The organism is Vibrio sp. 378, assembly GCF_033339435.1.
The window spans coordinates 83452-108183 of sequence record NZ_JAWOUO010000011.1; the positions used below are offsets into that span (position 1 = coordinate 83452).

The window sequence follows — 24732 nt, forward strand, 5'->3', positions numbered from 1 at the left end:
TAAACTTGCATAATTAAAGACAAAAAACGTTCATGTTGCGTAAATGTTAAACTAAAAATGCATAATTAAACGAAAAAATTGGGTCACAACGCCGACTTTTTCATTGCATTCTGAAGTGACAAAATTGTAGGATACTTACACAACCCCGTTATTTTTGTGACTTTTATTACAAAGCACACTGCGGGATTTGTCGGTGTTATCCCACTCCTACCTATATAAATCACTAGATAGTGATAATAAATAAAGGGATACCACCAAGGATTGTTTTTCTCGCAAAACTTTTCCTGCGAGATACGGAAAGGAATCAAGACCGGTCAACCTAGATCGGTGGCGATAATAAATATAAAGGACAAGACGTAATCAATAGTCTAGGTAGTATTTTCTGCCCGGTACTTTTGCGTCGACATTGAACTGGAAGGATGTATCTATGGTAGATAGAGAGCAAAATCCACAGGGTCTGTACACTCCGGAACTGGAGCATGACGCTTGTGGTATCGGTTTTGTTGCTCACCTTAAAAACCGTAAATCTCATGAAGTAGTGACTCAAGCATTGGATATGCTGGCTCGCATGGAACACCGTGGTGGTCAAGGTTGTGACCCATGCAGCGGTGACGGTGCGGGTATCTTGCTACAAAAACCTCATGAATTCCTATTAGAAGAAGCCGTTAAGCTAGGCATTAAACTGCCTTCGTTTGAAAAGTATGGTGTTGGTGTCGTTCTTTTCCCGAAAGACGAATACAAACGCGAGCAATGCCGTGACATTCTAGAACGTAATGCACAACGTCTAGACCTTGAAGTTATCGGCTACCGCGTATTGCCAACCGATAACTCAATGATCGGTGCAGACCCACTAAGCACAGAACCTCAGTTTGAGCATGTGTTTATCTCTGGTGGCCCTGGCATCACACCTGAAGAGCTAGAGCGCAAACTGTACGTACTTCGTAACTACACTGTACGTGTTTGCCTAGAAAGCGTTTCGAACATTGGTGACGACTTCTACATTAACTCAATGTCTTACAAGACATTGGTGTACAAAGGTCAGTTAACGACCGAGCAAGTACCTCAGTACTTCCTTGATCTGCAAAACCCGACCATGGTGACTGCACTAGCACTGGTACACTCTCGCTTCTCTACCAATACCTTCCCGAAATGGCGTCTTGCACAGCCTTTCCGTTACATTGCCCACAACGGTGAAATCAATACAGTTCGCGGTAACTTGAACTGGATGAAAGCCCGTGAAGCAATTCTAGAATCAGACCTGTTTACTCAGGCTGAAATCGACATGCTTCTTCCAATCTGTCAGGAAGGCAGCTCAGATTCATCTAACTTTGACATGGCACTTGAGCTCCTAGTTCTGTCTGGTCGCAGCCTGCCACACGCATTGATGATGATGATCCCGGAAGCATGGCAAGAAAACAAAAACATGGATCCTAAACGTCGCGCGTTCTATCAGTACCACGCGAACATCATGGAACCATGGGATGGTCCTGCTTCAGTATGTTTTACTGATGGTGTTCAAGTTGGTGCGACACTAGACCGTAACGGTTTGCGCCCTTCTCGCTACACAGTGACCAAAGATAACTTCCTAGTGATGGCATCTGAATCTGGTGTTGTGGATATAGAACCAGAGAACGTTGAGTTCCGTGGTCGCCTACAACCGGGTCGTATCTTCGTTGCAGACCTAGAGCAAGGTCGCATCATCTCCGATGAAGAAGTGAAAGACACCATCGCAACAGCACAGCCTTACGAGAAATGGGTAGAAGAAAACCTACTGAGCTTGAAGAAGCTGCCAGATGCGAGCAACCAGTTCAGCCAACCTAAGCCAGAACACCTTCTACACCGCCAACAAGCGTTTGGCGTAAGCACTGAAGAAGTGAACGAAATCATCGTTCCAATGGCGAATGATGCGAAAGAGCCATTATCAGCAATGGGTGCCGACTGGCCTCTTGCGGTTCTATCTCATCAATCTCAGCATCTTTCAAACTACTTCAAGCAGCTGTTTGCACAGGTAACTAACCCACCGATCGACCCGATCCGTGAGCGTATGGTTATGTCGCTGAACACTTACTTGGGTAAAGACCAAAACCTTCTGACTGAAACACCACTTCACTGTCAGAAAGTAGAATTGGAATCACCTGTTCTAGCCAACTCAGAGCTTGAAAAGCTGCGTGCGATCGATAACGAGCACCTACAAGCGAAGACGCTGGATATCGTGTTCCAAGCCAATGAAGATCAAGGCAAGCTTGAGCGTGCACTAAAACGTATCTGCCAATACGCAGAAGACGCGGTTATCGATGGTTACTCAATCATCCTACTCACTGACCGTGCAGTGAATTCAAACCACGCGGCGATCCCAGCAATGCTGGCAGTTGGTGCGGTACACCACCACTTGATCCGTAAAGGTCTACGTGCGAAGTGTGACATCGTGGTTGAAACTGGTGACGCGCGTGAAACGCACCACTTTGCAACGCTACTTGGTTACGGTGCGAATGCGGTTAACCCTTACCTAGTGATTGAAACCATCATTGAACTTCAACGTACGAAGAAGTTGGATCCAGAAGCGAACCCTCGTGATCTGTTCAACAACTACCGTAAAGCGATCAATGGCGGTCTTCTGAAGATCTTCTCGAAGATGGGTATCTCAACGCTACAGTCGTACCATGGTGCGCAAATCTTCGAAGCCTTGGGCATCCATAAATCCGTGGTAGACAAATACTTCACAGGTACAGTTTCTCGTATCCAAGGTCTAACCCTTGATGATATCGCCAAAGAAGTGCTGATCCGTCACCGCATCGGTTACCCACAACGCGAAATCCCAATTCAAATGCTGGATGTTGGTGGTGTTTACCAATGGAAACAGCGTGGTGAGAAGCACCTATTCAACCCAGAAACCATTTCTCTACTGCAAGAGTCTACGCGCAACAAGAACTACGATCAGTTCAAGCAATACGCGACTGCAGTAGATAAGCAAGGTGACAACGCGGTAACTCTGCGTAGCCAACTTGAGTTCATTAAAAACCCAGCAGGCTCTATCTCTATCGATGAAGTCGAGCCAATTGAAAGCATCGTGAAACGCTTCGCGACAGGTGCAATGTCATTCGGTTCTATTTCTTACGAAGCACACTCCACACTGGCAGTTGCGATGAACCGTCTTGGCGCGAAATCGAACTCTGGTGAAGGTGGTGAAGACCCAATGCGTTTCGAGCGCAAAGAGAACGGCGATTGGGAACGCTCTGCAATCAAGCAGGTGGCTTCAGGTCGTTTCGGCGTAACCTCTTACTACCTAACTAACGCTGAAGAGCTACAAATCAAAATGGCTCAAGGTGCGAAGCCAGGTGAAGGTGGTCAGCTACCAGGCGATAAAGTAGATGACTGGATCGGTGCAACGCGTCACTCGACTCCGGGCGTTGGCCTTATCTCTCCACCACCACACCACGATATCTACTCAATCGAAGATTTGGCTCAGCTTATCTACGACTTGAAGAACGCGAACCGCGCAGGCCGTGTAAACGTGAAGCTGGTATCAGAAGCAGGCGTAGGTACGATCGCTTCTGGTGTCGCGAAAGCGAAAGCGGACGTTGTACTAATCGCAGGTTTCGACGGCGGTACAGGTGCATCACCAATGTCTTCAATCCGCCATACAGGTCTTCCTTGGGAACTTGGCTTGGCAGAAACGCACCAAACGCTACTGAAGAACGGTCTACGTAACCGTATCGTGGTTCAAGCGGATGGTCAGATGAAGACACCTCGCGACCTTGCAGTGGCAACACTACTTGGTGCTGAAGAATGGGGCGTAGCAACCGCAGCATTAGTGGTTGAAGGTTGTATCATGATGCGTAAGTGTCATAAGAACACTTGTCCTGTTGGTATCGCGACTCAGAACAAGACGCTTCGCGAGCGCTTTGATGGTCGCGTTGAAGACGTCGTAACCTTCTTCCAATACATGGCACAAGGTCTACGTGAAATCATGGCTGAACTTGGCTTCCGCACTATCGATGAAATGGTCGGTCAAGGTCAGAAGCTGAAGATTCGCCAAGACATTTCTCACTGGAAATACAAGAACCTAGATCTGTCTCCTGTTCTCCACGTTGAGCAACCACGTGAAGCTGATGGTGTATTCAACCAAGCTCAACAGAACCACAACCTAGAAGAAGTGCTAGACCGTAAGCTGATTCAAGCAGCGATTCCTGCACTAGAGAAAGGCGAAGCGGTGAATGCCGAGTTCCCTATCGTCAACACGGACCGCTCTGCAGGTACCATGTTGTCGAACGAAATCTCGAAAGTGTACAAAGATGCGGGTCTACCTCAGCCAATGAACGTGAAGTTCAAAGGTTCTGCGGGTCAGTCATTCGGTGCATTCCTAGCTAAGGGCGTGAAGTTCGAAGTGGAAGGCGACGCGAACGACTACTGGGGTAAAGGCTTATCTGGCGGTACCTTAGTACTTTACCCAGATGCAAAATCAAGTATTGTCGCGGAAGACAACATCGTGGTTGGTAACGTGTGTTTCTACGGTGCAACCTCGGGTGAGTCTTTCATTCGCGGTATGGCTGGTGAACGTTTCTGTGTTCGTAACTCAGGCGCGAAAGTAGTAGTAGAAGGCGTCGGTGACCACGGTTGTGAATACATGACGGGCGGTGCAGCAATTATCCTAGGTTCAACAGGTCGTAACTTTGCCGCAGGTATGAGTGGCGGCGTGGCATACGTATGGGATAAATCAGGTGACTTTGAGTCGAAACTGAACCCAGAGCTAGTAGACCTAGATCCAATCGAGCAAGAAGACAGAGATCTATTACTCGACATGCTAACTAAGCATGTTCAATTCACAGGAAGTGAAGTCGCTCAGTCTTTCCTAGACAATTTTGAAGCTAGCCTAGCCTCTATGGCTAAGGTAATGCCGCGTGACTACAAAGCGGTTCTTCAAAAACGCAAAGCTGAAGCACTGTCTCAAGGAAACGAAACTCAAGTGGAGGCCGTATAATGGGTAAGCCTACTGGATTTTTAGAGCATGGTCGTGAACTACCACAGAAGATTGACCCAGCTGAACGCATCAAGAACAACAAAGAGTTCGTTCTGAACGAGGAGTTTGGTGACAAGATCAATACTCAAGCTTCTCGTTGTATGGATTGTGGCGTGCCGTTTTGTCATAACGGCTGCCCTATCGGTAACATCATCCCAGAATTTAACGACGCGGTTTATCGTGATAGCTGGGAAGAAGCTTGGAACATCCTAAGCTCGACGAACAACTTCCCAGAGTTTACTGGTCGTGTTTGCCCTGCTCCATGTGAAAGTGCTTGTGTTCTTGGTATCAACCAAGACCCAATCACTATCTGTAATATCGAAAAAACTATCGTAGAAACGGCGTATCGTGAAGGGTACGCCAAACCAAAAACGCCACGTTCTCGCACTGGTAAAACGGTGGCGATCATTGGCTCTGGACCTGCTGGTCTTGCGGCTGCTGAGCAGCTAAACAGCGCAGGCCATACCGTGACAGTATTCGAGCGAGACGAGAAAGTGGGCGGTCTGCTACGTTTTGGTATCCCAGACTTTAAACTGAGCATGGAAGTCATTGATCGCAAGATCAATCTAATGGCAGAAGCTGGCATTGAGTTTAAAGTAAACCAACACGTCGGTGTTGATGTAAATGCTCAACAATTGCGTCAAGAGTTCGATGTGGTTCTACTAACCGGTGGCTCAACGGTTCCACGTGATTTGCCCGTTCCGGGTCGTGAACTAAAAGGCGTTCACTTCGCGATGGAGTTCCTAGGTCAAAACAACCGTCGCGCCAATAACATGGACCTGAAAACGGAAGAAATTCACGCTGCGGGTAAACATGTTGTGGTTATCGGTGGTGGTGATACGGGTTCAGACTGTGTGGGAACATCAAACCGTCACGGCGCAGCAAGTGTAACTCAAGTGGAAATCATGCCGATTCCACCAGAAAAGCGTCCTGCTAATATGCCTTGGCCTCAATATCCAATGATCCTGCGTACTTCGACATCTCATGAGGAAGGTGTCGATCGTCACTGGAACATCCTCACCAAAGAGTTCATCGGCAATGACAAAGGTGAAGTTACTGGTCTTCGTTTGGCTGATATCGTTTGGCAAGATGCGAAACCAGGCGAGCGCCCAAGCTTCAAAGAAGTAGAAGGCAGCGAGCGTGTGATTCCATGTGATATGGCATTTCTAGCGATGGGCTTCCTACACCCTGAACCAACAGGCGTACTTGCTCAACTGGATATCGCACTAGACGATCGCGGTAACGTAGCAACTCAAGATTTTGCTACTAACCAAGAAGGCGTATTTGCTGCTGGTGATATGCGAACAGGCCAATCTTTGGTGGTTCGTTGTATCAATGAAGGCCGCGAATGTGCCCGTGCTATCGATGATTATCTAATGGGTGGCACAAACCTAGAAGCAAAAGCAGATTCACTGATGCTTTCTGCTTAACGAAGCAGTCATGCTTCTCTCTTTCAATTGCCTAATAGCCATCAGCAATATCGATGGCTATCGGTGAAGAAAGAAAACAATTCCTTCCAATCTTTCTATTTTGACCAGCATTTTATGCTGGTCTTTTTTATCTCCCACAGAATCAAATGTTACTTTTTTGTAACAATCAATTTTCTATCTATTTGAAATTATTAAACTATTTTAGCTTATTAAATGGTAAATCGTATATTCACGTGATGATCCACTAATAACTTGACCTTTTTTACAATAAGCTATAGCTTGTGAAGTTGATGAAAATAAAACACTCAAAAAATGTTAAATATTTCACAACTTTTACTGAATAATTATACATAAAGCTATAAAGATGACGCATAGTTAGTCATCGATATCAACGTAAGCAGTGTTGATATATCTGTCGGGATGACGGATAAGCAAAGGGAGAATTGCAATGGCTCTTTATGATCCAAGTCTTGAGAAAGACAACTGTGGATTTGGCTTGATCGCGCATATGGAAGGCGAACAAAGCCACAAGCTGGTACGTACAGCAATTTCTGCACTTGACCGCATGACTCACCGTGGTGGTATCGCCGCCGATGGTAAAACTGGTGATGGTTGTGGTCTTCTATTACAAAAGCCCGATTCCTATTTACGTCTTATTGCCGAAGAAAATGGTTTCAACCTTGGCAAGCAATACGCCGTAGGGATGATTTTCTTCAACCAAGATCCAGTCAAAGCTCAACTCGCTAAAGACATCGTCAACAAAGAACTGGCGCAAGAGACGCTAACTGTGGCTGGTTGGCGTGAAGTACCAACTAATTCAGAAGTACTCGGTCCAATTGCGGCCAACTCGCTTCCAAATATTCAGCAAGTCTTTGTCTCTGCACCGGCAGGTTGGCGCGAACGCGACATTGAACGTCGTCTCTACATCGCACGCCGTCGCATCGAGAAACAAATCACCGAAGATCCGGATTTCTACATCTGTAGCTTATCGACTCAAGTTTTGGTGTACAAAGGCCTATGCATGCCTGCGGACTTACCGCGCTTTTATCTTGATCTTGCCGATCTACGTATGGAATCTGCTATCTGTCTGTTCCACCAGCGTTTTTCTACCAACACTCAACCGCGTTGGCCATTAGCTCAACCGTTCCGCTACCTTGCTCATAATGGTGAGATCAATACCATTGAAGGTAACCGACAATGGGCACGCGCTCGTGCTTATAAGTTCTCGTCACCACTGCTGCCTGACCTGCAAACTGCAGCACCGTTTGTGAACGAGACAGGCTCAGACTCGTCTAGCTTAGATAATATGCTAGATCTCTTTTTAGCTGGCGGCATGGATATCTTCCGTGCCATGCGTATGCTCGTACCGCCAGCATGGCAAAACCACCCGGATATGGATCCGGATTTGCGTGCGTTTTACGATTTCAACTCCAAACACATGGAACCATGGGATGGCCCAGCAGGTATCGTACTGTCCGATGGTCGTTATGCTGCTTGTAACCTAGACCGAAACGGTCTACGTCCTGCGCGTTATATAATTACCAAAGACAAGCTGATCACTCTGGCATCTGAGGTAGGGATTTGGAATTACGCCCCAGATGAAGTTGCCAAAAAAGGTCGTGTAGGTCCGGGGGAATTGCTCGTCATCGACACTCGTAAAGGTAAGCTTTGGCAGTCTAGCGAGATCGATAATGACCTGAAATCTCGTCACCCTTATCGCGAATGGATGGAGAACAACGTTCGCAAACTAACACCGTTCTCTCAGCTGCCTGAAGATCAAGTAGGTGAGCGCAGCTTTGATGAAGACTTGCTTAAGACTTATCAAAAGCAGTTTGCCATGAGCAATGAAGAAGTCGATCAAGTATTGCGTGTCCTCGGTGATATGGGGCAAGAAGCCGTCGGTTCGATGGGTGATGACACCCCGATGGCGGTTCTTTCTTCGAAAGAGCGCTTGGTGACTGATTACTTCCGTCAGAAGTTCGCGCAGGTCACCAACCCACCAATCGATCCGCTGCGTGAGAAACACGTCATGTCGCTGGCGACCAGCATCGGCCAAGAGATGAACGTCTTCTGTGAAACCGATGGCCACGCGCATCGTGTAACCTTTGATTCTCCAGTACTGCTCTATTCAGACATGCAGCAACTACTAGAGCTGAGTGACGATCATTACCGTAATACCATTCTCGATATCAACTACGATCCACAACAGAAAGATCTCAAACAAGCCATTGATGATCTGTGTGAGCAAGCAGAGCAAGTCGTTCGTGAAGGCACGGTTTTAGTGGTTCTTTCGGACAGAGCCTTGATCAAAGGTAAGTTACCAATTCCGGCAGCAATGGCAGTCGGCGCCGTTCAAACTCGTCTGATTGACGCGAACTTACGTTGCGATGCCAACATTGTTGTCGAAACCGCAACAGCCCGTGATCCACACCAATTTGCCGTCTTGCTTGGTTTTGGTGCCACTGCGGTTTACCCATACCTTGCTTATGAAGCGTTAGGTAAACTGATTGATGATAAAGCACTAGAGAAAGACTACCGCGATGTGATGCAAAACTACCAATACGGCATCAACAAAGGCCTGTACAAGATCATGTCGAAAATGGGGATCTCAACCATCGCCTCTTACCGCTGCTCACAACTGTTTGAAGCAGTTGGCTTGAGCCAAGATGTGGTCGATCTGTGTTTTAAAGGCGTCACAACTCGAATTGAAGGCGCGAATTTTGACGACTTCCAGCAAGATCTTACAAACTTATCTCGTAAAGCATGGGCGAAACGCAAATCGATTGATCATGGCGGCTTGTTAAAGTACGTCCATGGAGGTGAGTATCATGCTTACAACCCGGATGTCGTTGGCACGCTGCAACAGGCCGTTAAATCTGGCGAAAGTAACGACTATCAGAGCTTTGCTAAGCAGGTAAACCAACGCCCTGTTGCCATGCTGCGTGACTTAATGTCGCTGAAAAAATCAGACTCACCGCTGCCACTTGAGCAAATAGAACCACGCACTGAACTGTTCAAACGCTTTGACTCAGCGGCAATGTCCATTGGCGCACTTAGCCCAGAAGCGCATGAAGCACTTGCAACGGCGATGAACCGTCTTGGTGGTTACTCTAACTCGGGTGAAGGCGGTGAAGATCCTCGCCGTTTCGGTACTGAGCGTAACTCACGTATCAAACAGATTGCTTCTGGCCGATTTGGTGTAACGCCGCATTACCTAACTAATGCGGATGTACTACAAATCAAGGTGGCACAAGGTGCGAAACCGGGTGAAGGTGGACAGCTACCAGGACACAAAGTCACCGCAGAAATCGCAAAACTGCGTTATTCGGTACAAGGCGTGACTCTGATCTCCCCTCCTCCGCACCACGATATCTATTCGATTGAAGATTTGGCCCAGCTGATCTTCGACCTTAAACAAGTCAACCCGAATGCGCTGGTTTCGGTAAAACTCGTCTCCGAGCCAGGTGTCGGCACCATCGCAACGGGCGTAGCCAAGGCTTACGCTGATCTTATTACCATTTCGGGTTACGACGGTGGTACCGCAGCAAGCCCATTAACTTCGGTAAAATACGCTGGTAGCCCTTGGGAGTTGGGGTTGGCAGAAACACAACAAGCACTGGTAGCTAATGGTCTGCGTCATAAGATCCGCCTACAGGTAGACGGTGGTCTAAAGACTGGTTTAGACGTAGTTAAAGCCGCAATTTTAGGTGCAGAAAGCTTCGGTTTTGGTACTGCGCCAATGGTCGCTATGGGTTGTAAGTTCCTACGAATTTGTCACCTCAACAACTGTGCAACTGGGGTTGCGACTCAAGACGAGACACTGCGTAAAGAATACTTCAAAGGTCTACCAGAAATGGTGATGAATTACTTCATCGGCCTGGCAGACGAAGTGCGCGGATTACTCGCAGAACTTGGCGTTGAAAAGCTGACGGACTTGATTGGTCGTACCGATTTACTTGAGGCAGTAGAGGGATTTACAGCGAAACAGACCAAGCTGGATCTATCCAATATTCTAGAAGCTCCAGTATCACCTGAGGGTCATCCGCTATTTTGGACAGAGCCAAACAAACCGTTTGATAAAGCTGAGCTCAACCAAAAGATCATTGATGATGCCATGCATGCGGTCGAAAACGGTCAATCGGCAAGTTTCTTCTACAATGTCATCAACACTGATCGTTCTGTTGGTGCACGCTTATCTGGCGAAATAGCAAAACGCTATGGCAACCAAGGATTGGCGGCTTCCCCTATCAAAATCTATCTTGACGGCACCGCAGGTCAGTCCTTTGGTGTTTGGAACGCAGGTGGTGTAGAGCTTTACCTCACGGGCGATGCGAACGACTACGTGGGCAAAGGCATGGCGGGTGGTAAAGTGGTTATCAAACCTCACCTTGGCACCGCATTTAAATGCAATGAAGCAACTATCATTGGTAACACCTGCCTGTACGGCGCGACCGGCGGTAAACTATTTGCAGCCGGTAAAGCAGGTGAGCGTTTCGGCGTACGAAACTCAGGTACGATAGCCGTCATTGAAGGTGCTGGCGATAACGCTTGTGAGTACATGACTGGCGGTATTGTTGCCATTCTTGGTGCGACAGGTGTGAACTTTGGCGCGGGTATGACTGGAGGCTTTGCCTATGTTCTGGATGAGAACCAAAGCTTTGAAGGTCGAGTTAATACTGAGTCTGTCGAAGCCATCTCATTGTCCGATCTTTACATCCACCAAGAACATTTGCGTGGCCTAATTGCGGAACACCTTGAAGAAACAGGGTCGAGTCATGCAGAAAATATTTTGGCGAACTTTGATGAATGGATTCCAAAGTTCTATTTGGTGAAACCACAAGCGGCAGATCTTCGCACGCTACTTGGTCACCAGAGCCGCAGTGCCGCAGAGCTGCGTGTTCAAGCACAGTAATCATGGAGGATGTTTGAATCATGAGCCAGAACGTTTATCAATTTATCGATGTGCAGCGTGTAGATCCTGCGAAAAAGCCTATAAAAGTTCGTAAGATCGAGTTCGTTGAAATCTATGAACCGTTCACTAAACAACAGGCGACTGCACAAGCGGATCGCTGCTTAGATTGTGGCAACCCATATTGTGAATGGAAATGCCCAGTCCACAACTACATCCCTCAATGGTTAAAACTTGCCAATGAAGGTCGTATTCTTGAAGCGGTTGAACTATCGCATCAAACCAATAGCCTACCGGAAGTATGTGGGCGCGTTTGTCCTCAAGACCGCCTATGTGAAGGTTCATGCACGCTTAATGATGACTTTGGTGCCGTCACCATCGGTAACATAGAAAAGTACATTACCGACAAAGCGTTTGAAATGGGCTGGAAGCCAGATATGTCCAAGGTGGAGTGGACCGATAAAAAGGTTGCAATCATTGGAGCAGGCCCAGCTGGCTTGGCTGCCGCGGATATCCTAGTGCGCAATGGCGTTAAGCCAGTCGTGTTTGACCGCTACCCTGAAATTGGAGGCCTTCTGACCTTCGGTATTCCTTCCTTCAAGCTTGAAAAAGGCGTGATGGAAAACCGCCGCCGTGTGTTCACTGAAATGGGCGTCGAGTTCCGCATGAACATGGAAGTAGGCAAAGATGTCCAAATGCAAGAGCTGCTTGATGAATACGATGCTGTTTTCTTGGGCGTTGGCACCTATAAATACATGCGTGCAGGTCTAGATAATGAAGATGCGCCGGGTGTGTATGACGCGCTGCCATTTTTAGTTTCGAACACCTACAAAGTCATGGATCTTGAGAGTAACCAACCCTTTATCGATATGGCAGGAAAGAAAGTCGTCGTACTGGGTGGTGGTGATACAGCAATGGACTGCGTTCGTACCTCAATTCGCCAAGGTGCCTCCAACGTAGTTTGTGCTTATCGTCGTGATGAGGCCAACATGCCGGGCTCTCGTCGCGAGGTAAAAAACGCAAAGGAAGAAGGCGTGAAGTTCATGTTCAACCTTCAGCCTTTGGGAGTTGAAGTGGATGCGTCAGGCAAAGTCTCGGGGGTCAAAGTGGTGAAAACCGCACTTGGTGAACCTGATGAAGCGGGTCGCCGACGTCCAGAGCCCGTTGAAGGCAGCGAGCACGTTCTACCAGCAGACGTTGTTATCATGGCGTTTGGTTTCCAGCCGCACAAAATGGACTGGTTAGCACCGTTTGATGTCGATTTGGATCAATGGGGTCGTATCAAAGCCCCAGCTAAGCAAGAGTTCCAGTTCCAGACCAGCAACGAAAAGATCTTCGCGGGTGGCGATGCGGTACGAGGTTCTGATCTTGTCGTAACCGCAATTGATGAAGGACGAAAAGCGGCAGAAGGCATTCTCGATTACCTCGAAGTTTAATCACTGTTAACGTCTCAAAAAGGATCCTACTATTGGATCCTTTTTTCTTTTATTACATATAATTAAATTCCTATGATAAGGGATAAAACCAATGAAAAAAGCCGCTCTCCTTTCCATTACTTTGCTCGGCTTAACCGCTTGTAGCCAAGGAGTCACAACCATGACGGATCGTTCTCAATCACCTTGTGGTGACAAACCAAACTGCGTCTCCACCCAAGACACGCGAGAAAAATACAACCTAACGCCATTCATCTTAGTGGATTCAGCGAACATCGACGCTATTGAGCAAGTTGCGCTTGAACTGCCAGGCGCGAAAACCGCGGTGAAAGAAAGCAACTACCTTCGTATCGAGTGCACATCTAAAATCATGCGCTTCGTGGATGACCTCGAACTAAAAATAGCAGGAGACCAACTGATTGTGCGCTCGGAATCTCGTGTGGGCTACTCTGATTTTGGCGTAAACAGAAAGCGCGCCGATCAATTACGAGAAAAGCTCACTCAAGCTAAGCTCATCAAATAGAAAACTGCCAACGGGGAGTGCTATACTCTCGGCCAACTAAAATATTTACCTAAAGAGAGTGTTATGAAAGTTGGTATCATCGGTGCGATGGAACAAGAAGTGACCATCCTGAAGCAAGCAATTACAAACTGCAAAACTGTAAATAAAGCAGGTTGTACGTTTTTCTCTGGTCAAATTAACGATGTTGAAGTCGTCGTACTACAATCGGGCATCGGTAAAGTTGCAGCGGCAGTGGGCACGACAATCCTTCTTGATGAATACCAACCAGACGTTGTGATTAACACAGGCTCTGCTGGCGGTTTCGATTCAAGCTTAAACCTTGGCGATGTAGTTATCTCTACAGAAGTTCGTCATCACGATGCAGACGTAACCGCTTTTGGTTATGAGATTGGCCAAATGGCCGGTCAACCAGCTGCATTCAAAGCGGATGACAAGCTAATGGACTTAGCCGAAAAAGCCCTAGCACAAATGGAAAACACTCATGCGGTTCGCGGCCTAATTTGTACTGGCGATGCGTTTGTTTGTACTGCTGAGCGTCAAGAGTTTATTCGTAAACACTTCCCGTCAGTTATCGCTGTAGAAATGGAAGCATCTGCTATCGCTCAAACTTGTCACCAATTCAACACACCGTTTGTTGTTGTGCGTGCAATCTCTGATGTCGCTGATAAAGAATCACCAATGAGCTTTGATGAGTTCCTGCCTCTAGCAGCAAAAAGCTCTTCCGAAATGGTATTCAAAATGCTGGAACTCATTAAGTAAACGACTCATTCATGGAAGAAGTTTTTCAGTCATTTTATGCCAACGGTGCGCTCCTCATTATGTGGGGTGCACTGATCTTGCACCTTTTAGTGCCAATCCCCCATTCAGCGCACCCCATCACTTTATGGCGAAAGCTAGCAGAGCAGCTAGCTAACAAAGTGAACAATAATCACAATTACTCACAGAGTGTAATCTCAGGCAGTCTTGCATTAGGCTTGATGCTGTTTCCTTGCTTGATATTACTGATTGCAGTAAAGCCATTTGTTTGGCAAATCCCTTTATATGAACTGGTTCTATTGATCCTTGCGCTAGACTGGCGCAACAGCGAAACGTTAACGAAACAGCTCGTCACAAGTATCTCTTCGGAAGACAAAGCCCAATGTCGAGCATTACTGCAACCATATCTTAATCGCGATACTGGTAGCCTCTCGCTCGTTGGCATAGGTAAAGCTGGCTCAGAAACCCTGATTATGGCATACAGCCGCAACGTGATCGGTGTGCTATTTTGGTACGCACTAACAGGTGGTATTGGTGCGTTAATGTATCGACTCACAACAGAATTAGCGCGAGTGTGGTCCCCTAGCCGACGCCAATATTTGCCCTTTGGTAAACCTGTGGTTCAACTGGTTGCTACTCTGGATATTATTCCACTTCGTCTCTTTGCCATACTTTTAGCTGCCGGAAAGAATACAAGTAATGTGCTCTCTGGAATACAACAGCAAGCGAAGTCTTGGCCCTTACCAGGACCTAGTTGGGTGTTATGTACTATCGGACACAAACTACAACTGTCTTTATGCGGCCCTGCTATCTATCAAGGTGTGCGTGCAGAGCGCGCAAAAATCGGTGGGCGCATTGCGCCATCGGCTATTCACCTTTCACAAATACATACGCTGCTCGTTTGGCGCGTCCTGGCTTGGATCGCAATCCAAAGTTTGCTTTTAGGAATAATTTATCAAGGATTATGATGAATAAATTATGCTTCGCATTAACGCTGTTTGTTTCGACAGCGACCGTCGCTCAACCCGCTCAACGCATTATAAGTTTAGCTCCACATGCCACCGAAATTGCCTTTGCTGCAGGGCTAGGAGACCAGCTTGTTGCTGTCAGCGAAATGAGCGATTATCCAGAACAGGCAAAGCAGCTAGAAAGAGTCTCAAATTATCAAGGAATTAAATTAGAGCGCATTATTGCTCTTCAACCGGACTTAGTGATTGCTTGGCCAGCCGGAAACCCCGCTAAAGAGTTGGAGAAAATTAAACAGTTCGGTATTCCTATCTATTACTCCACTACAGGTTCATTAGAAGATATCGCCAATAATATCGAGCAACTCAGCCAATACAGCGAAACTCCACAAGTAGGAAAAAAGGCCGCTGAAGATTTTAGAACGCAGCTGAGTACACTAAAAGAACAGTACAACACGAACGAGAAAGTTCGTTACTTTTATCAGTTGAGTGAAAAGCCTATCATCACTGTCGCTGGAAAGAACTGGCCAAGTGAAGTCTTTACTTTTTGCGGTGGTGAGAACATTTTCGCCGCATCCAGCGCGCCTTATCCTCAAGTTAGCATCGAGCAAGTCATTACTCGCCAGCCAGAGGTTATTTTTACTTCTCGTCACGCAATGAGTAACGATGGTATGTGGGCTGAGTGGAGTAATGAGCTTCTTGCCCTTAAAAACAAACACATCTGGTCCCTAAACTCTGATTGGATTAACCGTCCGACACCACGCACATTGAACGCGATCAAGGAAGTGTGTGAGCACTTTAAAAGCGTTCGTCAAAAACGCTAACGATTTCGTGGCAAATACCGTACAATTTCCGACCATTTTTTCTCACACTATTTAAAGGTACTAAGTAACATGGACTCCATGCTGCTTTATATGATCGATTTGTTCGGTACCGCTGTTTTCGCTATCTCTGGCGTATTACTGGCGGGCCGTTTAAAAATGGATCCATTCGGCGTTATCGTGCTCGGCAGTGTGACTGCTATAGGTGGCGGAACAATCCGAGACATGGCGCTTGGTGCCACTCCCGTATTTTGGATAACAGATACGACTTACTTATGGGTGATATTTGTTACGTGTCTACTAACCATGCTTGTTATTCGAAGACCCAAGCGACTCTCATGGTGGGTATTACCCGTTTGTGATGCCATCGGTCTCGCTGTATTTGTGGGAATAGGAGTAGAAAAGGCACTCGCCTACAATGCATCTGGGATGGTCGCGGTGATAATGGGGGTTATTACTGGCTGTGGCGGTGGCATTATACGAGACGTGCTGGCTCGCGAAGTTCCTATGGTATTAAGAAGTGAAGTCTATGCTACGGCATGTATTATTGGCGGCATCTTCCATACGATGGCGGTAAACATGGGTTATGACCACTCAACGGCTTTGCTCGCTGGTGTAATCTCAACGCTCATTATACGTCTCGGTGCGATTCGTTGGCATCTATCCCTGCCAACTTTCGCCATTAACCGTTAAACACCAACAACATCACTCATCATGGAGTCGACCAAGTGTCGACTCCTCTCATTTATGCTCATTTGATTCGCCAATTCTTGGGCAATTCGCTAAATTATCTCAACCATTCCTAACTTTCATTAATCATTATGTTGCTTGAAGGTATTGAAACGTTACTTGTCCTCAGTAAAGAAAAAACCATGAGCCGCACGGGCAGTCAACTCTATATTAGTCAGTCTGCCGTGAGTAAACGTATTTCAAATCTAGAGAAGAAGTTAGGAAAAAAATTGATAGAGCCAAATGGTCGGCACATAAAGCTGACCTCCGATGGCCTTGCGCTCATCAACACGATCGAGCCAACGTTCAATGAGTTAAGAGGAAAAATCTACGATCAACAACAAATAGAAGATACTTCTTTGATCAAGATAGACTGCTCTGAAACCTTAGTCGCTGGATACCTCAGTATGATCATGGCAGAACACTTTGCCCATGATCAGTACATACGAATATCGACCAATCATACGCCACGCATTATTGAGAATGTGAAATCAGGCAAAGCAACATTGGGATTTTGTGCTGGCTATCTACCACCTCATCATGGATTAATGAGCCTTCACCTCGCCGATGAACCTTTCTCAATTGTCAGTCGACATTCACTTTCACAACTACCTAAAGCTATTTTGACCAATGACCTAACTAACCCTGCCAACACATATCAACAAGCTATTTTATCCAAACACGGAATCGAACCTTTGATGGAAATGGATTCGTATACTGCGGCAGCACAACTGGCTTTGGGAGGTATGGCTCCCGCTTTAATCCCTAAATCTATCCTAACGACACTTAATATCACATCTAAGTTCTGCTATGACTTTGAAGAGCTAGATCAGTTAGTTCGACCAATACATATCTGCTTACGTCACAGCACATATCGTAGCGAACGAGTTAAAGCACTGACAGAATCCATTGCTGATGTTGTTGCCAAAGAAGTTTCGTTGCCATGAGCATCGACATTACTATAACTAGAGGACGAATCCATTTTTGCCCTTTACTTACCACGACCTTCGCCCCTAACTGAGCACCAAGAAAACCGCCAACAGCCATAGTTAAGCCAAGCTTCCACACTGGCAACCCAGCTAAGATAAAAAAGAGTAGTGCCGCTATGTTTGACGTGAAATTGAGGATTTTGGTTCTAGCTGTGGCTTCGACCAAAGAAAAGTGACCTAGTGCAACAAAACAAACAGTAAAAATAGATCCAGTCCCAGGGCCAAAAAAGCCATCATAGAAGCCGATCCCACCACCAATGCATAGCGCAAACATCGCTTCAGATAACTTTGGTTCTCCATCGATTTTTCGCGTACTTGGCGCGAGTAAAAAATAGAGGGAAATGGCTATCAAAAGAACAGGGATCAAACTGGTGAGTACGCTAGCATCAATAAACTGCACAGCCTCGGCACCGATTGCAGCACCTATAAAAGTGCAGAGTATCGCAAAACGCATTTCCTTTAAGCTGACAATACCGTTACGCACGAAATACCAGCTAGCAGAGAAACTGCCAAACGAACTTTGTAACTTATTGGTTGCTAGAGCTTGAGTCGGACTCAACCCCGCAGCCAAAAGCGCAGGGAGCGTAATGAGCCCTCCCCCACCAGCCATCGCATCAATAAAGCCTGCGGCAGTCGCAACCAAAAATAAGGCCAACAAAATCTCAACCGTGATTTCCACTACACTTCCTTTTTGAAGAGGTATCAAAGAGGAAGAAACGGTAGCACTTATTCACAAAACTACCAATGGAAAGTCAAGACACCAATCTATTCCTAATTTTCATCAGTTAATAAATCTAGAGAATGATACATTAAAAATATCAATTACATCCAAATATAGAGCCTCACCTCAAGAGCCTCTTAATATTTTGATAGAAAAAGAAAATGCTGTCTTAATAGGAAATATTTAATCTGATAAAAAACGAAAATAATGGAAGCCTTACTGACTCGACCATCAATAAAAGAACAGCAATTACGCTTAAAAATCGAACAGATAGTGAATATTAATCAGCTATTCAACGTTATTGACGCTAAACCAGAGACTAGCGGTGCGGGTGTAATTTATATTGATAACAAATTCACCGTTGTACGCTTAAGAGACTTTAAATCCACATGCCATATCAATCCTACATTTATCATTCTACGAGAACCGATAAAATTACAATCATCTCAAGAATTTGCAAAAAAAAATAAAACAGGAAGAATCAAAATCAAGATTCAATCAAGAGCTTCTATCAGCGAGCATTAGCTGTATTGGTGCAGCAATTGGCTGGATTGGAGTAGTTGGTTCGGGGCTAACAATACCAGTAAGTGGTCCTGTGGGCGTAACTATGTCCTATATCTCACACGCCGCTACTGTTGCTGCCACAGCTCAATGTGCTATTGGAGTAGCAAGAACCCGTATGGTATCTAAATCACCAGATAAATTATCGGATATAGACAGTAATGAGTGGTATCAAAATACAACTAAAGCTTTAGATTACATATCCTTAGCTGGAGCGGGTGCTAGCGGATATCAAACGATAAAAATGGTTCAATCTCTTAAGCAAACCACTAAGAAAGGCGTTCCCGAGATTCTAAAAGGCTTAAACAGACAAGAGAGAACAAGATTAACTAAAGAAATCATCCGTAAAAACCTTCCGAGTATTTCGAATAAAGCTCGTAAACAGCTAATGTTGTCAGGAGAAATTCCTAAGAGGTATTCACAAGCAACAATATCCGCATCCATTTCTCATCAGCTTCTAGATGCAATTGGAGGCTCAATTAGCATAGTAGGAAGTGGTTATTCGGGAGAGTTAAGAAATCTTGCAATTGGAATCTATGAGGAATTGAAAGTTGAATACTAAATCAATTAGCATAGCAAACATCTCACTAAGTATATGTTTATACTTGGCATTGACTATTGGTCTGGCTATTAGCTTAAGCATTTGGAATGACTGGTTTTCTTTCACTCAACACATTGCTCTAGATACTTACCTTCTTACATTGGGAGCTATTACGGTTGTTGTTGTATGCATTCCAAACATTCTGACAATAAGCAAAGGATTAAGTGTTGCTGCAAAAATAAACTTACTTACTATCTCTTTTATCATTCTCACTTGCAGCATTAATTTTGTTGTAGCAAGTGGTAGTACTATTTCTTCCTCTTTGGGCACATTGCTTGCCATCATTAGCTTGATGATCTTCAAAAGCGAAGCATACCAATCGTTCCTAGCACACTTTAATGCTCTTCATTTTAGAAAAACCTCGATATAAAAAAGCCCGCTCAAATGAGCGGGCAATGAGGTTGTCATGTAAGCCCTGATTAATGAGCTTACTGATTTTTATCTGTTACGCGTCTAGACTCGCTTTCACTTTAGCGTGTAACTCTTGAACCGAAGTTACTGACGCTTTTGCGTCTGCAGTATGAGACATACATGTAGCGAACGCTGCATTCAGTGTCGTTGTGTAGTTCACTTTTTCTGCCAGTGCACCACGTCGTAGAACTTTCGAATCTTCAATCGCTTGACGACCAGCAGCCGTGTTTACGATGTAGGTGTATTCGTTGTTCTTGATGCGGTCAAGAATGTGTGGACGACCTTCGTGTACTTTGTTTACCAAACGTGGGTTAATACCCGCTTCGCCCAGAATTACAGCAGTACCGTGTGTCGCATCCAACTGGTAACCCAGTTTCACTAACTTAGAAGCTAGGTCAACAACACGCTCTTTATCACCTTCACGTACAGACAGTAGCGCACGACCACCTTCAGGATAAACCGCACCACAACCTAGCTCTGCTTTCGCGTAAGCTTCTGCGAACGTTGCACCCACACCCATTACTTCACCTGTTGAGCGCATTTCAGGGCCCAATAGAGGGTCAACACCAGGGAATTTGTTGAACGGCAGAACCACTTCTTTCACTGAGTAGTAAGGAGGGATAATCTCTTTAGTAAAGCCTTGTGACTCTAGAGATTGACCCGCCATTACACGTGCAGCGATTTTCGCTAGAGGAGCGCCTGTCGCTTTCGATACGAATGGTACCGTACGAGCAGCACGAGGGTTCACTTCAATTAGATAAACGTCGTTATCTTTCACAGCAAACTGCGTGTTCATCAAACCGCGTACACCGAGTTCGAATGCTAACTTCTCAACTTGCTCACGCATCTTGCCTTGAATTTCCTGACTTAGCGTGTATGCAGGCAGTGAACATGCAGAGTCACCAGAGTGAACACCCGCTTGTTCGATGTGCTCCATGATACCGCCGATAACGACGCGTTCACCGTCACAGATAGCATCAATATCAACTTCGGTTGCATCATCCAAGAAACGGTCTAGCAGAACTGGAGACTCGTTCGATACGCTTACTGCTTCGTTGAAGTAGCGACGCAGGTCTTGCTCGTCGTACACGATTTCCATCGCACGACCACCGAGTACATAAGATGGACGAACAACTAATGGGAAGCCAATTTCTTTCGATTTCTCAACCGCTTGCTCCATCGTTGTTACTGTCGCGTTTTCTGGCTGAAGTAGACCTAAACGGTCAACAGCGGCCTGGAAGCGTTCACGGTCTTCCGCACGGTCGATAGCATCTGGGCTAGTACCAATGATTGGCACACCAGCCGCTTCTAGAGCACGAGCCAGTTTAAGTGGCGTTTGACCACCGTACTGAACAATCACACCTTTTGGTTTTTCAACGCGAGCGATAGACAGTACATCTTCCAGAGTTACTGGTTCGAAGTACAGACGATCAGACGTATCGTAGTCAGTAGATACCGTTTCTGGGTTACAGTTAACCATAATGGTTTCGTAACCGTCTTCACGCAGCGCAAGTGATGCATGAACACAACAGTAATCGAATTCGATACCTTGGCCGATACGGTTTGGACCGCCACCAAGAACCATGATCTTATCTTTGTCTGTTGGGTTTGCTTCACATTCTTCATCGTAAGATGAGTACATGTAAGCCGTGTCAGAAGAAAACTCTGCTGCACATGTATCCACACGTTTGTAAACCGGATGAATATCAAACTGCTCACGAGCACGGCGAATTTCACTTTCAGCGACACCAAGCAATTTAGACAAGCGAGCATCAGAGAAGCCTTTGCGTTTCATCTGACGAAGCACTTCTTTGGTCAAACCTGCGTAGCCGCCCGCCTTGACTTGTTCTTCGAGTTTTACAATTTCTTCGATTTGAACCAGGAACCAGCGGTCGATTTGAGTCAAGTTGAACACACCGTCGACTGACATACCCGCTCGGAATGCATCGGCGATGTACCAGATACGCTCTGCACCTGCTTCTTTAAGTTCGTGACGAATCTTAGTCAGTGCATCTGGCGCTTCCAGATCGACCATCTCATCAAAACCACTTGCGCCAACTTCTAGGCCACGCAGTGCTTTGTGAAGAGATTCTTGTTGGTTACGACCAATCGCCATTACCTCACCAACCGATTTCATCTGAGTTGTCAGACGATCGTTTGCACCAGCAAATTTCTCGAAGTTAAAGCGAGGGATCTTAGTTACGACGTAGTCGATAGTTGGTTCAAATGACGCAGGTGTTGCACCACCTGTGATGTCGTTTTGTAGTTCGTCTAGCGTAAAGCCAACAGCCAGTTTCGCGGCAATTTTCGCGATTGGGAAGCCTGTTGCTTTTGATGCTAGCGCAGAAGAGCGAGATACACGCGGGTTCATCTCGATGATGACCATACGACCGTCTTTCGGGTTGATACCAAACTGTACGTTTGAACCACCTGTTTCAACACCAATCTCACGTAGAACGGCTAGCGATGCATTACGCATAAGCTGGTATTCTTTGTCAGTCAGTGTTTGTGCTGGAGCAACCGTGATTGAGTCGCCCGTATGGATACCCATTGGGTCAAAGTTCTCGATTGAACATACGATGATACAGTTGTCCGCTTTGTCACGAACGACTTCCATTTCGTACTCTTTCCAACCGATTAGTGACTCATCGATAAGAAGTTCGTTGGTCGGAGATAAGTCCAGACCGCGACGACAGATTTCTTCGAACTCTTCTTTGTTGTACGCGATACCACCACCAGTGCCACCCATGGTGAACGATGGACGAATGATACAAGGGAAGCCAACCATATCTAAAACTTTGTAAGCTTCTTCCATGCTCTTCGCTGTATCTGCGCGAGGACACTCAAGGCCGATAGACTTCATCGCTTTATCAAAACGAGAACGGTCTTCCGCTTTGTCGATTGCATCAGCCGTTGCACCAATCATCTCTACGCCAAACTCTGCGAGAACGCCGTGCTTCTCTAAATCTAACGCACAGTTAAGTGCTGTCTGACCACCCATAGTTGGCAGAACTGCATCAGGACGTTCTTTCTCGATGATCTTGCGTACAACTTCCCACTGAATCGGCTCGATGTAAGTCGCATCTGCCATCTCTGGGTCAGTCATAATCGTTGCTGGGTTAGAGTTAACCAGGATAACTCGGTAGCCTTCTTCACGAAGAGCTTTACACGCTTGTGCGCCAGAGTAGTCAAACTCACATGCCTGACCGATAACAATCGGACCAGCACCAAGAATTAGAATACTTTGAATGTCAGTACGTTTTGGCATTATCTACTACTCCGAATTAAGCGCTGTGTTTTTTGATTAGTTCGATAAAGTGGTCAAATAGCGGTGCCGCGTCATGTGGACCAGGGCTCGCTTCTGGGTGACCTTGGAAGCTAAATGCTGGCTTGTCTGTGCGGTGGATACCTTGCAAAGAGCCATCAAATAGCGATACGTGAGTAGCACGTAAGTTTTCCGGTAATGTTGCTTCATCTGCCGCAAAGCCGTGGTTTTGCGAAGTGATCATCACAACGTTACGCTCTAAATCTTTTACTGGGTGGTTTGCACCGTGGTGACCAAACTTCATTTTCACCGTTTGCGCACCTGATGCTAGCGCCAGAATTTGGTGACCTAGACAAATACCAAAAATTGGCAGGCCTTTTTCTAGGAACACTTTGGTTGCTTCAATCGCGTAAGTACATGGTTCTGGGTCACCAGGGCCGTTCGATAAGAATACGCCATCTGGATTTAGTGCCAGAACTTCTTCCGCTGACGTTTCTGCAGGTACAACCGTTAAGCGGCAGCCGCGGTCAACCAACATTCGTAAGATGTTGCGTTTTGCGCCGAAGTCGTAAGCGACAACGTGGTATGGCAGCTCGCTGTCATCTTTCGCCTCTGGAAGTCCACCTTCAAGCGTCCACGAACCTTGCTTCCATTGATACGCTTCTTTTGTTGTAACTTCTTTCGCAAGGTCCATTCCTTTTAAGCCTGGGAATTCTTTTGCTTTCGCTAGTGCCAAAGCTTCGTCTAGGTTGTTGCCCGCAACAATACAGCCGTTTTGAGCACCTTTTTCACGCAGGATACGAGTGAGCTTACGAGTATCGATATCAGCGATGCCAACGATATTTTGAGACTTAAGATAATCAGAGAGGGATTGTTCGTTACGGAAGTTAGAGGCGATTAGAGGAAGATCGCGAATCACAAGGCCTTGTGCATGAATGGAAGAGGATTCTTCATCTTCGGAAGTGGTTCCGGTATTGCCAATGTGAGGATAAGTGAGAGTGACGATTTGCTGAGAATAGGAAGGATCAGTGAGGATTTCTTGATACCCCGTCATCGAGGTATTAAAAACGACTTCACCAACGGAAAGACCATCTGCCCCTATGGACACTCCGCGGAACACTGTCCCATCTTCTAGGACCAACAGTGCTAATTTACCCAAGACAACCTCCAGAATAAAAATGCAAAAAAAATAAATCAAACTGCAAACATGCCTTCCTTTACCTATAAAATCTACATAAATAGGTATTTCAGACAAATTGGCGGTATTCTAAAGTTGGACTCGAAACCTGTCAACCTACAATCAAAAATAAATGATTAATTTCTAGCGAGTAAGGTCATTTTGAATCAGTAAGGCCCAAAAAGATAACTTTTACATGCTATTACATAGAGAGGCATAGAGGTTTAATGAATTTTACAAATTTGAACTTTTTAGAGATCACAAAAAAGTATGAGTTTTTCACGCAAACGTTCACTCGACAAAAAAGACATTGGTTTTTAGACATCAAAACCCAAAACACCCACAAAACAACCAAAACAACAACAAAAGTAAGCACCAAAATACTTTCTGTTAGAATCATTTCATTTACAAATAATTCTATAGA

14 protein-coding genes and 1 pseudogene are annotated in these 24732 nt (G+C 45.9%); 12 read left to right on the forward strand and 3 right to left on the reverse strand.

Features of this window, described 5'->3' with window-relative positions:
• Positions 1-427 precede the first annotated feature (427 nt).
• From gltB (R7Q48_RS18600) to R7Q48_RS18645, 10 genes are all read left to right on the forward strand, one after another.
• Positions 428-4978 carry a glutamate synthase large subunit gene (gene gltB / locus R7Q48_RS18600; RefSeq protein WP_025768421.1) on the forward strand — a complete coding sequence of 1517 codons (4551 nt, stop codon included), beginning with the start codon at positions 428-430 and terminating at the stop codon, positions 4976-4978.
• Entirely contained in the window at positions 4978-6447 is a 1470-nt protein-coding gene (locus tag R7Q48_RS18605) for a glutamate synthase subunit beta (protein WP_025768420.1), read from the forward strand. The genes gltB (R7Q48_RS18600) and R7Q48_RS18605 overlap by 1 nt, the downstream gene beginning before the upstream one ends.
• A gap of 448 nt (positions 6448-6895) precedes the next feature.
• Positions 6896-11359: a glutamate synthase large subunit gene (gene gltB / locus R7Q48_RS18610; RefSeq protein WP_025768419.1), complete on the forward strand. Its 4464-nt coding sequence runs from the start codon at positions 6896-6898 to the stop codon at positions 11357-11359.
• Positions 11360-11379: 20 nt separating this feature from the next.
• Complete coding sequence (locus R7Q48_RS18615) at positions 11380-12792, forward strand: FAD-dependent oxidoreductase (protein WP_005381833.1); 1413 nt, start codon at positions 11380-11382, stop codon at positions 12790-12792.
• 91 nt (positions 12793-12883) lie between these two features.
• A complete protein-coding gene (locus R7Q48_RS18620; RefSeq protein ID WP_025768418.1) occupies positions 12884-13312 on the forward strand; it encodes a DUF1499 domain-containing protein in 429 nt (142 codons plus the stop codon).
• 63 nt (positions 13313-13375) lie between these two features.
• Positions 13376-14071 (forward strand): 5'-methylthioadenosine/S-adenosylhomocysteine nucleosidase, encoded by a 696-nt coding sequence (gene mtnN / locus R7Q48_RS18625; RefSeq protein ID WP_005381837.1) that lies wholly within the window; start codon positions 13376-13378, stop codon positions 14069-14071.
• A gap of 11 nt (positions 14072-14082) precedes the next feature.
• Positions 14083-15036: a cobalamin biosynthesis family protein gene (locus R7Q48_RS18630; protein WP_025768417.1), complete on the forward strand. Its 954-nt coding sequence runs from the start codon at positions 14083-14085 to the stop codon at positions 15034-15036.
• A complete protein-coding gene (btuF, locus tag R7Q48_RS18635; protein WP_025768416.1) occupies positions 15036-15857 on the forward strand; it encodes a vitamin B12 ABC transporter substrate-binding protein BtuF in 822 nt (273 codons plus the stop codon). Before R7Q48_RS18630 ends, btuF begins: the two co-directional genes overlap by 1 nt.
• A 69-nt stretch (positions 15858-15926) precedes the next feature.
• Entirely contained in the window at positions 15927-16547 is a 621-nt protein-coding gene (locus tag R7Q48_RS18640) for a TRIC cation channel family protein (protein ID WP_005387377.1), read from the forward strand.
• A 128-nt stretch (positions 16548-16675) separates the two neighbouring features.
• Positions 16676-17530, forward strand: a complete 855-nt coding sequence (locus R7Q48_RS18645; protein WP_064368983.1) for a LysR family transcriptional regulator — start codon at positions 16676-16678, stop codon at positions 17528-17530.
• Here the strand turns inward: R7Q48_RS18645 and R7Q48_RS18650 are convergent.
• Positions 17472-18251 carry a TSUP family transporter gene (locus R7Q48_RS18650; protein ID WP_017821480.1) on the reverse strand — a complete coding sequence of 260 codons (780 nt, stop codon included), beginning with the start codon at positions 18249-18251 and terminating at the stop codon, positions 17472-17474. The genes R7Q48_RS18645 and R7Q48_RS18650 overlap by 59 nt on opposite strands.
• Before the next feature lie 249 nt (positions 18252-18500).
• On the opposite strand from R7Q48_RS18650, the pseudogene R7Q48_RS18655 reads away from it, so the two are divergent.
• A pseudogene (locus tag R7Q48_RS18655) lies at positions 18501-19416 on the forward strand (hypothetical protein).
• The gene (locus tag R7Q48_RS18660; RefSeq protein ID WP_175413425.1) at positions 19406-19825 is read left to right on the forward strand and encodes a hypothetical protein; all 420 of its coding nucleotides are present in this window, start codon (positions 19406-19408) and stop codon (positions 19823-19825) included. The pseudogene R7Q48_RS18655 and the gene R7Q48_RS18660 overlap by 11 nt, the downstream one beginning before the upstream one ends.
• A 75-nt stretch (positions 19826-19900) precedes the next feature.
• On the opposite strand, the gene carB is transcribed toward R7Q48_RS18660, so the two are convergent.
• The gene (gene carB, locus R7Q48_RS18665; RefSeq protein ID WP_256903131.1) at positions 19901-23134 is read right to left on the reverse strand and encodes a carbamoyl-phosphate synthase large subunit; all 3234 of its coding nucleotides are present in this window, start codon (positions 23132-23134) and stop codon (positions 19901-19903) included.
• A gap of 16 nt (positions 23135-23150) precedes the next feature.
• Positions 23151-24290: a glutamine-hydrolyzing carbamoyl-phosphate synthase small subunit gene (gene carA, locus R7Q48_RS18670; protein WP_017821483.1), complete on the reverse strand. Its 1140-nt coding sequence runs from the start codon at positions 24288-24290 to the stop codon at positions 23151-23153.
• Positions 24291-24732 lie beyond the last annotated feature (442 nt).